The 15,952-nt window shown below is 62.1% G+C and carries 13 protein-coding genes and 1 rRNA gene; 3 read left to right on the forward strand and 11 right to left on the reverse strand.

The features are described from left to right. Positions 1–8: 8 nt before the first annotated feature. From OYT13_RS22185 to coq7, 7 genes are all read right to left on the reverse strand, one after another. Positions 9–1,418 carry a UDP-N-acetylmuramoyl-tripeptide--D-alanyl-D-alanine ligase gene (locus tag OYT13_RS22185; protein WP_268566950.1) on the reverse strand — a complete coding sequence of 470 codons (1,410 nt, stop codon included), beginning with the start codon at positions 1,416–1,418 and terminating at the stop codon, positions 9–11. Continuing rightward, on the reverse strand, positions 1,415–2,998 hold the full coding sequence (locus OYT13_RS22190; RefSeq protein WP_261939695.1) for a UDP-N-acetylmuramoyl-L-alanyl-D-glutamate--2,6-diaminopimelate ligase: 1,584 nt from the start codon (positions 2,996–2,998) through the stop codon (positions 1,415–1,417). Before OYT13_RS22190 ends, OYT13_RS22185 begins: the two co-directional genes overlap by 4 nt. After that, the gene (locus OYT13_RS22195) at positions 2,986–4,761 is read right to left on the reverse strand and encodes a peptidoglycan D,D-transpeptidase FtsI family protein (protein WP_268566951.1); all 1,776 of its coding nucleotides are present in this window, start codon (positions 4,759–4,761) and stop codon (positions 2,986–2,988) included. The genes OYT13_RS22190 and OYT13_RS22195 overlap by 13 nt, the downstream gene beginning before the upstream one ends. After that, positions 4,758–5,102 carry a cell division protein FtsL gene (gene ftsL / locus OYT13_RS22200; protein WP_017234761.1) on the reverse strand — a complete coding sequence of 115 codons (345 nt, stop codon included), beginning with the start codon at positions 5,100–5,102 and terminating at the stop codon, positions 4,758–4,760. The genes OYT13_RS22195 and ftsL overlap by 4 nt, the downstream gene beginning before the upstream one ends. Next, on the reverse strand, positions 5,099–6,028 hold the full coding sequence (gene rsmH / locus OYT13_RS22205; protein WP_017234762.1) for a 16S rRNA (cytosine(1402)-N(4))-methyltransferase RsmH: 930 nt from the start codon (positions 6,026–6,028) through the stop codon (positions 5,099–5,101). The genes ftsL and rsmH overlap by 4 nt, the downstream gene beginning before the upstream one ends. A 46-nt stretch (positions 6,029–6,074) precedes the next feature. Next, positions 6,075–6,503, reverse strand: a complete 429-nt coding sequence (gene mraZ, locus OYT13_RS22210) for a division/cell wall cluster transcriptional repressor MraZ (RefSeq protein ID WP_026132111.1) — start codon at positions 6,501–6,503, stop codon at positions 6,075–6,077. Between the two features lie 475 nt (positions 6,504–6,978). Further along, positions 6,979–7,635: a 2-polyprenyl-3-methyl-6-methoxy-1,4-benzoquinone monooxygenase gene (gene coq7 / locus OYT13_RS22215; RefSeq protein ID WP_150564281.1), complete on the reverse strand. Its 657-nt coding sequence runs from the start codon at positions 7,633–7,635 to the stop codon at positions 6,979–6,981. A 318-nt stretch (positions 7,636–7,953) separates the two neighbouring features. Here coq7 and OYT13_RS22220 point away from each other — a divergent pair, with 318 nt between their 5' ends. Together OYT13_RS22220 and OYT13_RS22225 are read left to right on the forward strand one after the other, a co-directional pair. Then, the gene (locus tag OYT13_RS22220) at positions 7,954–9,108 is read left to right on the forward strand and encodes a porin (protein WP_268566952.1); all 1,155 of its coding nucleotides are present in this window, start codon (positions 7,954–7,956) and stop codon (positions 9,106–9,108) included. A 202-nt stretch (positions 9,109–9,310) separates the two neighbouring features. Next, the gene (locus OYT13_RS22225; RefSeq protein WP_017234766.1) at positions 9,311–9,790 is read left to right on the forward strand and encodes a MarR family winged helix-turn-helix transcriptional regulator; all 480 of its coding nucleotides are present in this window, start codon (positions 9,311–9,313) and stop codon (positions 9,788–9,790) included. 197 nt (positions 9,791–9,987) lie between these two features. Here the strand turns inward: OYT13_RS22225 and OYT13_RS22230 are convergent, their stop codons facing one another. Both OYT13_RS22230 and OYT13_RS22235 read right to left on the reverse strand, forming a co-directional pair. Next, positions 9,988–11,091, reverse strand: coding sequence for an aminopeptidase (locus tag OYT13_RS22230; RefSeq protein ID WP_039830502.1), 1,104 nt, complete (start codon positions 11,089–11,091; stop codon positions 9,988–9,990). A 109-nt stretch (positions 11,092–11,200) separates the two neighbouring features. Beyond that, complete coding sequence (locus tag OYT13_RS22235; protein ID WP_268566953.1) at positions 11,201–13,276, reverse strand: molybdopterin-containing oxidoreductase family protein; 2,076 nt, start codon at positions 13,274–13,276, stop codon at positions 11,201–11,203. Positions 13,277–13,490: 214 nt separating this feature from the next. Between OYT13_RS22235 and OYT13_RS22240 the strand changes: the two genes are divergently transcribed. Further along, positions 13,491–14,687, forward strand: coding sequence for a M20 aminoacylase family protein (locus OYT13_RS22240; protein WP_017234770.1), 1,197 nt, complete (start codon positions 13,491–13,493; stop codon positions 14,685–14,687). 90 nt (positions 14,688–14,777) lie between these two features. Here OYT13_RS22240 and OYT13_RS22245 read toward each other — a convergent pair whose 3' ends face one another. Together OYT13_RS22245 and rrf are read right to left on the reverse strand one after the other, a co-directional pair. Further along, positions 14,778–15,620 (reverse strand): DUF3047 domain-containing protein, encoded by an 843-nt coding sequence (locus OYT13_RS22245; protein WP_157211505.1) that lies wholly within the window; start codon positions 15,618–15,620, stop codon positions 14,778–14,780. A 133-nt stretch (positions 15,621–15,753) separates the two neighbouring features. Then, positions 15,754–15,866: ribosomal RNA gene (rrf, locus tag OYT13_RS22250) — 5S ribosomal RNA — on the reverse strand. Between the last annotated feature and the right edge of the window lie 86 nt (positions 15,867–15,952).

The raw sequence follows: 15,952 nt of genomic DNA on the forward strand, positions 1-15,952 counted from the left end.
ATCCTTTTTCACTTGGCAGGGGCGTTGCCGCCCCCGCTTTCACTCGTCGCGCGCAACTGCTCAAGCACGCGCTCCATCCGCATGAAGCGGCTTCCCTTGACCAATATCGTGGCCGGCGCGCTCAACGTGGCATTCAGCTCGGCCACGAGCGGCGCCACATCCGTCACGTCGGAAAAATGCTCGCCGCCGTCACCGAAGGCCGCGACACTGGCTGTCGTCTGGTCGCCCATCGCGAGCAAACGATCGATACCGCGCTGGGCGGCGTACTCGCCCACCTCGCGGTGAAACGCCGGTCCGTTGTCGCCGACTTCGCCCATGTCGCCGAGCACCAGCACCCGTGGGGCCGGCGTCTGCGCCAACACGTCGATCGCGGCGCGGACCGAATCGGGGTTCGCATTATAGGTGTCATCGATCAATGTGACACCCGCGAGCGGCCCCCTGGAGAGCGTTGACACCTGGAGACGGCCTTTGACGGCGGAAAACCCTTCGAGTGCCCGCACGATCGAGCCAATGTCGACATGCGCACCCAACGCACAGGCAATCGCAGCCAACGCATTGCGCGCGTTGTGCTCACCGAGCAGCGGCAATGCAAGCGAAAACTCACCGGCCGGCGACGTTACACGCAGTACGCGCGTTGCGACGTCGTAGCGTCCGGAGACAGCGGCGCGGCCATCGAGCGCGAAGTCGAGCACACGGCGCTTGCCTGCGATCTCGCGCCACATCGGCGCAAATTCGCTCTCCGCAGGGAATACGGCAACCCCGTCGTGGGACAGCGCTGCCAGCACGGCTGAATGCTCTTCGGCGACAGCGGCCACGCTCACCATGAACTCTTGATGTTCTCGCTGCGCGTTGTTGATGACGGCCACCGTCGGTTGTGCAATCGCCGCGAGGTACGCCGTTTCGCCGGGGTGATTCATGCCCAGCTCCAGCACCGCCAGCTTGTCGCTGCCGTTCAGACGGAACAGCGTGAGCGGCAGGCCAATGTCGTTGTTCAGGTTGCCGGCGGTCGCCAGACGCGCCTCGGCCCCCACCGCCTCGGCGAAGATCGCCGAGATCATTTCCTTGACGGTCGTCTTGCCGTTACTGCCGGTGACGGCGACCACGGGAATCGCGAAGCGGCGGCGCCACGCAGCGGCCAGCTCGCCCAGCGCGATGCGCGTGTCGGGCACGATGAGCGCCGGCGTCGCGAACCCTTCCGGCACGCGCGACGCGACCACCGCAGCCGCCCCGGCACGCGCCACGTCGGCCAGGAAGTCGTGCGCGTCGAAGCGCTCGCCCCGGATCGCCACGAAGAGATCGCCCGGCTGCACCGCGCGGCTGTCGGTCACGATGCGCGCAAAGGCGGTCGCTGGGGCGCCCGTCACGTGCGAATCGCGAACGGCGGTCTGGGCATCGCTCAATTGCCACATCATCGTCATTCGCCACCTCCGCGCACGGTGGTCGCACGCGCGGCGAGTGCCAGACGCGCATGCTCCTGATCGGAGAACGGCCTTTTCTTACCCATAATTTCCTGCGTACTTTCGTGTCCCTTGCCGGCGATGAGCACGACATCGGCGGCTTGCGCACCGCGCACGGCCTGCAGAATCGCGCTCGCCCGGTCTTCGATGCAACGTGCCGCGCCCGGGTGCGCAAGGCCCGCGGCGATTTGCGCCATGATGTCGGCCGGCACTTCCGTGCGCGGGTTGTCGCTCGTGAGCACGACGGCGTCGGCCAGGCGCTCCGCCACCGCGCCCATTTGCGGACGCTTGCCCGTATCGCGGTCACCCCCGCAGCCGAAGACACAGACGAGCTTGCCGCCACGCGCCGAGGCTACCGGCCGCAACGCGTCGAGCGTCTTATCGAGTGCGTCGGGGGTGTGCGCGTAGTCGATGACGACCAGCGGCTGCCCCGGCTGTCCGATTTGCTCCATACGCCCGGACACGGGGGTGAGCGCGGCAAGCCCGGCAATGGCGGCGTCTTGCGGCGCCCCGGCGGCGAGCGCCGCACCCAGCACGGCGAGCGCGTTGCTCACATTGAATTCGCCGATGAGCGGCACAGTGATCTGCTGACTGTGATCACCGAGATACAGCGTGAAGCGCGTACCTGCAGTGGTCGCGCGGATATCCTCGGCGCGCAGCACAACGTTGCCATGCGCCGACTTCGCGTCGCCATGCAGGCCGTATTCATAGACCGGCGTCTTCCCGGCCAGACGCGCGAGCAGGCGTTGCCCCATCGCGTCGTCGCGATTGATGACGGCCGCCTTGAGGCCCGGCCAGTCGAACAGACGCGTCTTCGCCGCCTCGTACTCGGCCATCGTGCCGTGGTAATCGAGATGGTCTTGCGTCAGATTGGTAAAGACAGCGATGTCGAAGGCCACGCCGTTCACGCGTCCCTGATAGAGACCGTGCGACGACACCTCCATCGCGACCGCCGCCGCGCCCTGCGCCCGCAGGTCGCTCAGGCTGCGCTGCAACTGGACCGCATCGGGCGTGGTGAACCCGGTCACCGTCAGATGCCCGGGAAAGCCGCTACCCAGCGTGCCGATCACCGCGCTGCGCTTGCCCGCTTTCGACAACAGTTGCGCGAGCCACTGACTGCACGATGTCTTGCCGTTTGTGCCGGTTACGCCCAACGTCGTCATGCCAACGCTCGGCTCACCGCACCAGAGCGCCGCCAGCGGGCCTGCCAGCCAGTCAAGTCGCGGCACGCCGAACGCCGGCACGTTCGCGAGGCTGGCCAGCGACGCTGGCCAAGTGAAGTCGTCGCTCTGCCAAAGCACTGCGGCAGCGCCGCGCTCCACGGCGTCGGCGATGAAACCGCGGCTGTCGGCGCCTTTGACGGCGTACGCGACGAAGACATCGCCCGACGTCACGCGACGGCTGTCAGCCTGCAGCGCTGCACCGGCCGGCACCGTACGGCGCAGCCAGTCCCACGCCTGCGTCAGCGTGGCGCGCTCGGCGGCGTCGGCGATGAGCGCGAGCGTGGCGGGGTTGTGCGGCGTCGGGGTCACGGTGCCCATGGCTCGCTCTCCTCCACCTTGTCGCTCACGACGAGCTTCGTTACCGGCGAATCCGGCACCACATTCAACGCGCGCAACGTGCCGCCCACGATCGCCGCGAACGCCGGACCGGCGGCCACGCCACCGTAGTGCGACCCGCGCCCCGGCTCGTCGAGCGTGACGGCCACGATGATGCGCGGCTCGGACATCGGTGCCATGCCAACGAACGACGCGCGATATTTGCTCTTGTCGTATCCCTTGCCCGACTGTTTGTACGCCGTGCCGGTCTTGCCGCCGACGCGATAGCCGATCACTTGCGCCCGCGTGGCAGTACCGCCGGGCGACGTCACCATTTCCAGCATCTTGCGCACTTCGCGGGCCGTCGCGGGAGAAATCACCGGCGTGCCCTTCACGACGCTGCCATCTGTCTTGTAAATGGAGATCGGCAGCAGCTCGCCGTCATGCGCGAACACGGTATAGGCACGCGCCAGTTGAATCAGCGACGCCGACAGGCCATAGCCGTAGCCCATCGTCGCCTGCTCGATCGGACGCCAGCTCTTGGCCGGACGCAAACGCCCCGCCACCGCGCCCGGGAAACCGATCTTCGGCGCTTGGCCGAGGCCGACGCTCGTGAACATGTCCCACATTTCCTGCGGCTTCATCTGCAGCGCGATCTTGGCGGTGCCGATATTGCTGGACTTCTGGATGACGCCCGCCACGGTAAGCAGACCGTAGTCGTGCGTGTCCGTGATGTTCGCGCCGAAGAAGTTGGCCCGGCCTGTCGTCATCACCGTCGACGTCGGCGTCACGTGCCCATTTTCGAGGGCAGCGGCAATGGTGATCGGCTTCATGATCGAGCCCGGCTCGAACGTGTCGGTCATCACGCGGTTGCGCAACTGCGCGCCGGTCAGGTTGGCACGGTTGTTGGGGTTGTACGTCGGCAGGTTCGCGAGCGCCAGCACTTCACCCGTGCGTACATCGAGCACCACGGCGCTGCCGGCCTTCGCACCCGTGCGCTCGATGGCGTCTTTCAGTTCGCTATAGGCGAGGAACTGGATCTTGCTGTCGATCGAGAGCGTGATGTCATGACCGTCGCGCGGCTGCGCCAGGATGTCGACACCTTCGACCACCCGGCCGAGACGATCCTTGATGACGCGACGGCTTCCCGGCGTGGCCGCCAGATCCTTCTGCATCGACAACTCGACGCCTTCCTGCCCGATGTCTTCCACGTTCGTGAAGCCGACCACGTGGGCCGCGATCTCGCCTTCCGGATAGAAACGCTTGTATTCCTTGCGCTGGTACACGCCCGGGATGTCCAGATCGGCGACCTGCTTGGCCACGTCCGGCAACACCTGGCGCTTCACATAGACGAAGCTCTTTTCCTGATTCAGCTTCCGGCGCAGATCCGGCTCGCCCATCTCGAGCAGACGCGCGAGCTGGCGCACCTGTTGCGTCGAGATATCGTCGGGCACGTCTTCGGGAATGGCCCAGATGGCCTTGACGGGCAGACTGGTGGCAAGCACCTGTCCGTTACGGTCGAACACTTTGCCGCGCGTGGCGGACATCTCCAGTGTGCGTTCGTAACGGCTCTCACCTTGGCGCTGATAGAAGGCATTGCCCGGGCCCTGAATCCAGAAGGCGCGCGCGACCAGCGATCCGAACGCACCGAATATCACGAAGACGAGCATCTTCGATCGCCACATCGGCAGACGCACGGACAGGACCGGGCTGGCAGAGAACTGCACATCCTTGGTCTTGGCCTTGGCGTCCTTGCGGCGATTCATCGCTTGCCTCCGCTCTCGGGCGCGGACGCGGCACTCGCGCTCGGCACCGGCACGTCAACCATCGCGCCGGCGCTACCGGCCGGTGCGGACAGATATTGCGTGCGACCGGGCGAGACGGCCTGCATTTTCAGGTCGTTGCGCGCAACGCTTTCGATGCGGGCACTCTTGCTTTGCGCGCTCTGCTCGTACTGGAGGCGATCCCAGTCCTGCAACAATTGATGCTCGAGCGCCTGCTCGCGATTGAGTTCGACGAACGTACCGCGTGCCCGATACTGGGCATTGATCAGCGACAGCGCGCAGCCGATGAGCAACACGAGCAGAAGCGCATTGAGCCGGCTCATGGTGACACCCGCTCCATGACCCGCATGATGGCCGAGCGCGAACGCGGGTTCGCCTCCACCTCGGCGGCGGACGGCTTGATCTTGCGGCTGGCCTTGAACGGCGGTTCGGGAATTTCGTGGGCACGCAAGGGCACGCGGCGGTCCACCACCGGCGCACTCGAGCGCGCTTGCATGAAGCGCTTCACGATGCGGTCTTCCAGCGAATGAAAGCTGATCGCCACGAGTCTGCCTCCCGTTTCGAGGACATCGGCCGCTACGTCGAGGGCTATCTGCAAGTCCGCAAGCTCTTGATTGACGTGAATCCGTAGAGCCTGAAAGGTGCGTGTTGCCGGGTCCTTGCCCTTCTCACGGGTCTTGACGGCGCCCGCCACGATCTCGGCAAGCTCGCGTGTGCTGACGAGTGGACCGAGGCGATCGGCGTTTGCCCGGCGAGCAACAAGCGCCTTTGCAATCTGAAAAGCAAACCGTTCTTCCCCATAGTCCTTGATGACCTCCGTCATGTCTTCCAGCGTTGCCCGGGCCAGCCAATCGGCGGCCGACTCACCGCGCGTGGGATCCATGCGCATGTCGAGCGGGCCGTCGAAACGAAAACTGAATCCGCGCGCGGGGTCGTCGACCTGCGGTGACGACACGCCCAGATCCAGCAACACCCCCGACACCTTGTCGATACCGCGGCGGGCTAGCGCCTCGCGCAACGTCGCAAAGCTGTCGTGTTCAATCGAAAATCGCGGATCGGCAATTTTTGCCGCCTCCGCGATCGCTTGGGGATCCTTGTCGAACGCGATCAGCCTCCCCTTGGCGCCCAGCCGCTCGAGAAGCCTGCGACTGTGCCCGCCGCGGCCGAAGGTGCCGTCGACGTAGACGCCGTCGTCGCGCCACAGCAAGGCATCCACGGCCTCCTCAAGCAGGACCGTGCGGTGCTGCATAACCGTTTCCACCGCGTGCGTCATGCTCGTCGGACCACCTGATCTGTCAAAAAGTGAAGTTTTTCAGTGCATCCGGCATGCCTTGCGCCATTGCCGCCTGTTCCTTGGCGGCGTACGTCGCGGCATCCCAGAGTTCAAAGTGACTGCCCATGCCCAGCAGCATGACTTCCTTGTCCATGCCCGCGGCCGCGCGCAACTCGGGCGCCACCAGGACACGTCCCGCCGAATCCATCTCGACGTCGGCAGCGTTGCCCAGGAAGATGCGTCGCCACCAGTGCGCGTCCATCGGCAGTGCGGCGATCTTGCCGCGGAAGATTTCCCATTCGGGACGCGGGAACAGCAGCAGACATCCGTCGGGGTGCTTGGTGATTGTCACCTTGCCTTGCGCGTCGCCTTGCAGCACGTCACGATGCCGGGCCGGAATCGACATCCGTCCCTTCGCATCCAGTGAAAGTGCCGAGGCTCCCTGAAACACATGCGCTCCCGTGAGGTTTCGTCCGCCTGCCCGTCATGCCGAACGAGAAAGATTTTGTGCTCTACACCACACAAAAATACACTTTCTCACACTATTTCCCACTTTAGAGGAGAGTGTTTGGGCGGTCAAGCGTTTCACCCGATTTTCGGAGGGAATTTGTTAGGCAGAACAATGACTTAGCTCACTTTCCTAAAGCCGGAAAACGGAATTTTGTCAGGAAAATTAAAGACATAACTGCGATAGTGAATGTGGAACCTCAAACTTTAGATACTGCCTCGCGGGAGGCCCGCCAGCACTATCGCTAGCGAGTAGTGCGCACTTACGCCGAGCCAAGGCGCGGCAACTGCCGGTTGGCACGCGCCACACGAGGGGAAGATCGACACGGGAGGTGGGGGTCAATCGAGGAAACGCTTCAGGGGCTCTATTCAAGTGCTTTATTCAAGTGCTCTATTTCGGCCGCGCTATTTCAAGTGCTCTATATATAGTAGGCCGTCGTCGTCATGACTTTCGCGGCCGCGCGCATTACGCGCTGTATCGGGGCGGGCAGATCAATCCCGCCGGCGTCGCGCGCCGCCTGACCGTGCTCGATCTCGTCCCGGCGCATCTGGTCGACGATGGCGCGCGAGCGCACGTCGTGCGGTGGCAAGTCGTTGAGGTGGCTATCAAGATGGTGCTCGACCTGCCGCTCCGTCTCCGACACGAAGCCCAGGCTGACTTTGTCGCCGCACTTGCCCGCCACGAAGCCGATGGCAAACGCGCCGGCATACCAGAGCGGGTTGAGCAGGCTCGGGCGCGAGCCGAGTTCCGAGAGACGGTGCGCCGTCCAGGCAAGGTGATCTTCTTCCTCCTTGCCGGCGCGCTCGAAGGCGGAGCGCAGCTCCGGACGCGTTGTCGCCAGCTTCTGCGCCTGATAAAGCGCCTGCGCGCACACCTCCCCCACGTGATTCACGCGCATGAGACCCGCAACATGCCGCCGCTCTTGCGGCGTCAACGCGTCGTCGCCGATCGGTGCGTCACTCAATATAGAAGCGGGGGATGCATCGACAGCAGGTGTCGGGCGGGAGGCTTGCGTAACGCCGGCGATCGCTCGCAGGCCGCGGTCAAGTTCGGAGATCAGGCTGTCGGAAAACATCGTACTTTCAACTCACTTCGATTTTTCACCATGTGGGACGTCAGACGATTGCGTCACGTCCGTCACGGATGATACGCGCCTTTGTCCGGCGCGCCTTGCGCGGGCGCAAAGGCATGAAAGCCCCGCTGGACGCCGGTTTGCGGGCTGTTGCGTAAACGAAACAAAGGACGCCGCAAACCCGCGCAAAACGGGCCTTTTCCTTTGCCGCCCACAGTGAATTTGTTACATTACGTCCAACTTCTCGCGAAGTTGATTAGCAAGGACGTTATCACTAGTGACCTTGTTAAACAAATCTCACAATCCTTTGGAGATCACTCAATGAAAAAGTCGCTTCTCGCTCTGGGTGTGCTCGGCGCATTCGCTGGCGCTGCTCACGCTCAAAGCAGCGTGACCCTGTACGGTATCATCGACGGTGGCTTCACGTACGTGAACAAGACGGGCGGCAACGTTGCCGGCACGGGCAACGCCACCAAGAACATTTCGCTGAACAGCGGCAACCTGCAAGGTTCGCGTTGGGGCCTGAAGGGCGCTGAAGATCTGGGCGGCGGCCTGAAGGCGATCTTCGTGTTGGAAAGCGGCTTCAACGTCAACAACGGCGTGTCGGCTCAAGGCGGTCGCCTGTTCGGTCGTCAAGCTTATGTTGGCCTGAGCAGCGCAACGGCTGGCACGGTGTCGATCGGTCGTCAGTACGACTCCGTGGTTGACTTCGTTGGTCCGTTCGCTTCGGGCAGCCAATGGGCAACGTATTCGGGCGCTCACCCGTTCGATAACGACAACCTGAACAACTCGTTCCGCATCAACAACTCGATCAAGTACACGACCGCCAACTACAACGGCTTCAGCGCTGGCGCTCTGTACGGCTTCTCGAACTCGGCTAACAACGGTTCGACGGGCACGGGCTTCGCGAACAACCGTGCATGGTCGGTTGGTATGGGCTACGCCAACGGTCCGTTGACCTTGGGCGCTGGCTACTTGTACCTCGGCGCACCGGGCAGCAACTCGAGCGGCGTGCTGCTGAGCGGCGACCAGAACACGGCGATGACCGCCGGCGGCCTGGCCTCCAGCGACAAGGCATACATTGCTTCGGCAGGCGGTTCGTACGCCTTCGGTCCGGCTACGGTTGGCCTGGTCTACAGCCACAGCAAGTATGACTACATCGGCGGCGGCAGCTGGAAGTTCGACAACGTCGAACTGAACGGCAAGTACATGCTGACCCCGGCCCTGCAACTGGGCCTGGCTTACACGTACACCTGGACGAAGCTGGCATCGGGCACGACCGATATTTCGCCGAAGTACCACCAAGTCAACCTGGGCGTCGACTACTTCCTGTCGAAGCGCACGGACACGTACCTGGTTGGTCTGTGGCAACACGCCAACAACGACGCTCCTGGCGGCGCGTCGATGAACGGCCAAGGCTTCGCGAACAGCACGAACCAGTTCGCCGTTACGGCTGGTATCCGTCACAAGTTCTAAGCTGACAGCTTCTGTCACTTAGGCTTTGACGAAAGGGCACCTTCGGGTGCCCTTTTTTTATCGTGTCGGCGAAGCAGCAACTGCTGCCACCGTTTGCCGGTTGCTGGCATCGCGTGCACCAGGACTTCGTAACGACCCCAGCTTGACCGAGGGTTTATTTCAAACCTAAAATTTCCATACTGTAAATTTTACGTTGCCCACCATGAGCCTCGCCGACGCCGACTCTCTCGATCTCGAAACCCGAGCCCACGATCGCGAGCACGATGCCCTGCGGCTATGGCTGCGTCTCCTCACCTGCGCCAACATGATCGAGACAGACATCCGCTCGCGCTTGCGCCAGGATTTCGATTGCACGCTGCCTCGCTTCGATCTGCTCGCGCAACTCGACCGACACCCCGAGGGGCTGAAGATGGGGGAGCTTAGCAAGCGGATGATGGTCACCGGCGGAAACGTCACGGGCATTACCGATCAGTTGGAGAAGGAAGGTTGGGTCACGCGCCAGACGGTCGCCAATGACCGGCGCGCCTTTCTGATCAAGCTCACGCCACGCGGTAAGAAGGCGTTCTCCGATATGGCTCGTGCTCATGAACAGTGGATCGAGCAGCGCCTGGGAAGGCTGCCGGAAGACAGGCAGAAGCAACTTTATGCCCTGCTGGGCGACCTGAAGTCGGTGATTGCCTGAGGGATGCGAGGCGCCGTATCCCATCTGAAACGGCGACACCGCCACTCACTTTAGATCCGGGATCTCCAACGTTCGACCTGCGCCGCGTTGACGCTCAAGGCTCGGTGTCGCCCTTCGCCCTTCGCCCTTCGCCCTTCGCGCGTCGAACGCCGGGCTCGGACGCTCGGATCCAGATTCTGCGGTGTTCCTCAGACAGTCTATCGCCGCGCCTGCAACGGCTTGTCGAGCAAGTCGCGCGCTGCGGCGGCCGCCGGGGTGCTGTCTAGCGCGGTGAGCGCTGCAACGCGCTCGGCCTCTGGCCGCTTCGATAAGGTTTTAACGGCGGCATAAAAGGCTGGCAGGTCGTCATGCACCTCCGCCAGCATCGCCATGAACGCCGGCACCCACTGGTTATACGTCGCGAACGATCCGATTTTGGCGTTATTCAAGTGCGAGGCAAACCAAAGGTCAAACCCCTTGTACCCACCCCAGGACGCCTTCAATCGCTCGTAGTCAGCACGCATGCTGGCGAACAGCGCGTCCTTGGTCGCGATCTTCTGCGCGTTCGTTTCCGAGCCGTCGTACAGGGTTTCCAAGCGCTTGCGATAACCCTCCACCAATTGACGGAACTGGCGTCGGTGCGCGTCGTATCGCTCGTATTCCATGGCCGCGTCGGGATGCGCGGTCAGCCAGCGCCGTACGCCCACGGTTTCCACTGTCACGGCGAAAGACTCGTTGAATGCCGTATCGCCTCGAACAAATAGAATCTGATGCGCGAGTTCGTGGAAAATCATCCGCGCCACTTCCGCCCGCGGAAGATAGATGAAAGTGTTGAGCAGTGGATCGTCGAAATAGCCCAGCGTTGAATACGCCGGAATCCCCGCGACGAACGTCTCCCAGCCATCTCGGTGCAACTCGGCCGCATAAGCCTCGGCGGATTCACGAGAGTAATAGCCCCGATACTCGACGCATCCGACGACCAGCAGGCAGGATTCGCGAAGCTTCAACGACAACGCGGGCGCGGCGAAGACGTTGTAGACGACGAACGGTCGCTTGAGGTCCGCATAGCTACGATAACTCCCGTTGTCCGGTTCACCGAGCGCGGACACCGCATAGCTTCGGATTTGCTCGGCTTCTATCAGCCGTGTGCGCAAATGCGGGGCAACCGATGGGTCGGCAAGCAGATCGGACACCGGCTGCGCTTCATGCAACACGGTGAAGTGCCCGTTAATCGACTGCGCGTAGTAACCGACCTGGCCGCATCCGGCAAGACCGAACAGTACCGCCCAGCCGGCGGCTAAACCCACGGCGGCGCGAAACATCGAACGCCGGCATGCGGAGAACACCGGGAACGGTGTGAGCATCGCAGCAGGGTTACGCATCGCGGGCTCCTCGGCGTCAGCTCGGCATCGGCAGGCGTGACGACCGGTCTTATGCCGGCGCGACTTCGACCAGGCAATCGTAGAACGTTGGCGCTCGTCCCAGATCGGTCAGCTGCTGGCTGGTGACCTCGTTGGCATTCTTGCCGTCCGGAGCGAGTTTCTTCCACCAGATAGACAGACCCACCACGACGCCTTCACGTGCCTTCTCCGTCACCCGAGCCTTTGCGCTCAAGATGCCTCGATCGTTGAAGATTCGCACATCGCCGCCATTCTCAATGCCTCGAGGCGCGGCATCCGCGGGATGAATATCGAGCGTCGGCTCTCCCACCGAGGCACGCAGGCTATCGACGTTCACGAAGCTCGAATTCAGGAAGTGACGGGCGGGCGGTGAAATCATTGCCAGGGGATAGCGTGCCGCCAGATCCGGATTGCTCGCCACCGATTCGTACGGCGGCACCCAGTCGGGTAGCGGATCGAAACCTTCCTGCAGCATGCGCTCGGAATAAAACTCACACTTGCCCGAAGGCGTGTAGAACTGCCCGTTCGCAAAAGGCGCGTCCGGCAGATCGTATCGGATCCACCCATTCCGCTTGAGGGTCTCCCAGTCACCCCCTGCCATGCGAGCATCGTCCCAGCGAATGGATTGCGCGGCCAATTGATCGTCGGTATCGGAGAAACAAGCCTCCTGCCATCCCATGCGCCCCGCCAACAGACGAAAGATTTCCGAGTTGGGCTTGGCTTCGCCGAGCGGCGCAATGGCCGGATTATTCGCCAGCAGATAGGTATGGCCGTAAGCCTTGTGGATATCCAGATGCTCGAGCTGCGTCGTTGCCGGCAGCACGAAGTCCGCATAATCGGCAGTATCGGTCTGGAAATGCTCCAACACCACGGTGAAGAGATCTTCCCGGGCGAAGCCCGCCGCCACCTTGCCCGACTCCGGTGCCACCGCCACTGGATTGCTGTTGTAGACCACCAGCGCCTCGATCTTCGGCCCGAACGAATCGTCGCCCGGATGGCAAAGGGCATCACCGATCGCGCTCATGTTCACCACGCGGGCCGGCTTTTCCTGATGTGGCCGCAGATCGGGCCGTGCCTGCGCCACCGAATCAACGGGTGCGTAACCCGACGCCGACATCAGCAGCCCGCCCGCCGGATCGCGCCACGCGCCGATCAGCGCCGGCAGGCAGGCGACCGCGCGGGTCGCCTGCCCGCCGCCTCTGGCTCGCTGCATGCCGTAGTTCAGACGAATCGCCGCGGGCTTCGCGTTCGCATACTCGCGCGCCAACGTCGTGATTGTGTCTTCGGAGATACCGCAAATTTCCGCGACGCGGGCCGGCGTGTAGCGTCGTACGCGCTCCTTGAGCTGCGCGTAGCCCACCGTGTGTCGCGCAATGTATTCGTGATCAACGCGATCTTCATCGATCAGGACATGCATCATGCCCAATGCCAGCGCCGCGTCCGTGCCTGGCAGCAAGGCAATGTGCTGATGGCACTTTTCCGCCGTGAGCGAACGATAGGGATCGATGGCGATCAACTTCGCACCGCGACGCTTGGCTTCCTGCGCGATGGCCCAGAAATGCACGCTCGACGTAATCGGATTGCTGCCCCAGATGAGAATCAGCTTGCTGTCGACAAAGTGTTCGACGTGCATGCCGACACCAGCGCCGTACGTGTAGCGCAGCCCCGCGGCGCCGGCGCTCGCACAGATCGTGCGATCGAGGTCGGACGCGCCGAGCTTGTTGAAGAACCTTGCCGCCATCGATTCGCCTTGGACGAATCCCATCGTGCCAGCATAGCTGTAGGGGAGAATTGCTTCGGGCTCGCGTGCCGCAATCGCCCCCAGTCGCGAGGCGATCTCGTCAAGCGCCTCATCCCAACTGACTGGCACGAATTGCCCGCTCCCCTTCGGTCCGACGCGCTTGAGCGGATGCAACAAGCGATCCGGATGATAGGTTCGTTCAGTGTATCGAGAGACTTTCGTACACAAGACACCCTTGGTCGTCGGATGGTCCGGATCGCCCTGGACCTTGATAGCGACGCCATTTTCCACTGTAACGTGCATGGCGCACGTATCGGGACAGTCATGCGGGCATGCGGCCCGAACGACGCGGGTGTTGGTCGTCATGAAACGACTCCTCTCTTTACGAAATTGCCGCGACCGCCAACGGCGCGACGTTGACGACATTGTATTACGTTCCCCCCCGCCTCACCCCGCGCCACGGTCGCTTGCGACATTTTCCAGACGTGTCTGGCGCAGCGATCGGACGTTTCTGCTCCAAGGTGCCAGACCAGGTCATTAGGGGTAAGATGGACCATTGCGCCCCGCAGGAAACCCAAACATGAAGCTCATTCCAGAAATCGACGCCGCTCGTGGCGAACTCCAGACCATCCGACGTGATATTCACGCGCATCCCGAACTGTGCTTCGAAGAGAAGCGTACTTCGGACGTGGTGGCGGATACGTTGACCCAATGGGGTATCCCCATTCATCGCGGACTCGGTAAAACCGGCGTCGTCGGCATCATCAAGCAAGGCAGCAGCGAGCGTGCGATCGGCCTGCGCGCCGATATGGATGCGCTACCGATTCGTGAGGCGAATACGTTCGAGCACGCGTCGAAGCATGAGGGCAAGATGCACGCCTGCGGTCACGATGGTCACACGGCCATGCTGCTTGCCGCCGCGAAATATCTCCAGACGCATCGCCATTTCGACGGCACCGTCTACCTGATTTTCCAGCCAGCCGAGGAAGGCGGCGGCGGCGCGCGTGAGATGATCAAGGACGGACTGTTCGAGCGCTTCCCCATGCAGGCGGTGTTCGGCATGCACAACTGGCCGGGCGCGCCGACCGGTACGTTCGCCGTGACGCCGGGTCCCATGATGGCCTCGAGCAATGAATTCAAGATCACGCTTCGCGGCAAGGGAACCCATGCGGGCATTCCGAATGCCGGCATCGATCCAGTGATTGCGGCTGTGCAGGTAGCGCAGGCGTTGCAGAGCATCATCACGCGCAACAAGCGGCCGATCGACGCCGCAGTGCTCTCCATTACCCAGATCCATGCGGGCGACACCACAAACGTGGTTCCCGATGTGGCATGGTTGGGCGGCACGGTTCGCACGTTTTCGATCGAGGTCCTGGATCTCATTGAGACACGTCTGCGAGAGATTGCCGAATTCGTGGCCAAGGGGTTCGGCTGCTCGGCGGACATTGAATTCCTTCGCAATTACCCGCCGACGATCAATGATCCGGGCATGGCAGCGCTGTGTGCCGACGTGATGCGCGAGGTGGTCGGCAACGAGAACGTCAACGACACGGTGGAACCGACGATGGGGGCGGAGGACTTCTCGTTCATGCTCCTGAAGAAGCCGGGCGCGTACGTGTTCATCGGAAACGGCGATGGCACGCACCGGGACACCGGCCATGGCCTGGGTCCGTGCAACCTGCACAATGCCAGTTATGATTTCAACGACGATCTGCTCCCGCTTGGCGGCACGTACTGGGTCAAGCTGGTCGAGACCTATTTTGGACGCAATCCGTAAGCTGCCTGATCCCTGCGTTCGGGCGAGAATAAGAAAAGCCGGCAAGTATCACTTGCCGGCTTTTTCGCTTTTGATGCGAATGAGATCGCGTTATTTCGCGGCCGTTGTCGTGGGAACACCCTCCGTTTCGAGACGAATGTCACCGTACCATGCGGTAAATTTCGATCGAGTATTGTCGCCGTCGCTCATGATTGCAATACCGATCAGACGCCCTGGAGGCTCGCCAAACGCTTTCTCATAATCCCTGGCGATATCGCGAGAATACGTCTGCCATCTTCCAAGGTGCTCGTCACCGCGCTCGACAACGAGGGAGCGAATACGACCGGTATAAGGATTGGTGACGACATCGTCCACCGAGAATTTATCATCACCCCAGGTGTACATCAGGGTCGCAAACGGTAAGTCACGACCGCTGACCATACGCGCCAATTCGCGATGCAGTTGATCTTGCATGGTCAGTTTTGCGGGATCGCCATCGAACGCAAGGGCGATGCGAACGGGTGCGTCATCGAATGCCTTCGTGCGAATATCGGCACTCGCGGGGATGGCATCCGCTCGCCAGCGCCACGTCAGCTTGGCGCCTGGGTACACAGGAATGTCGAGCGTCTGTGCGATGCCGGACGCAGATTTGTCGACCGAGGCGCGAATCACCGCGATGCCCTGGCTATCGATCGTCTGTTCGTAATGGGTGAGCCGTTTGTTGCGGGTGACGAGATACGTCTCCCAGTGCGGGGGCAAACCCTCCGGATTCACGGCAGCGGAAAGGGGAGCAATGTCATCGCTTTGTACCGACGAAGGCAATGCCGAGGCATGTTTCGACGAGGTTCCCGGCAACGTACATCCACCAATCCCCAAGATAACCATGGCGGTTACAACCCACGCCGCTCCCGCACGCCATCTTGCATGGCGCTTGCTTCGATCCTGATTGACCACCTGTTTCGCTCTCCGAACTTCCACTAACCCCGTGGCCAAATGCTAAGCGAGAAATGGATATCGATCCAGACGGAATTTCCCAGAAAAGCAAAAACCCCTTGCTACACGAGTTAGCAAGGGGTTTTTAGGGGGAGCCTGACGATTACCTACTTTCACACGGGTATCCGCACTATCATCGGCGTGGAGTTGTTTCACGGTCCTGTTCGGGATGGGAAGGGGTGGTTCCAACTCGCTATGGTCATCAGGCATAACTTGTATGTTCTGCTGAGCGGGGCTCAACAAAACCAATTTGGAAGAAGCGTAGTACTACATTGGTTGGGTTGTGAGTTGTA

Source organism: Pandoraea sp. XJJ-1, from assembly GCF_026802345.1.
GTDB classification, from domain to species: Bacteria; Pseudomonadota; Gammaproteobacteria; order Burkholderiales; family Burkholderiaceae; genus Pandoraea; species Pandoraea cepalis.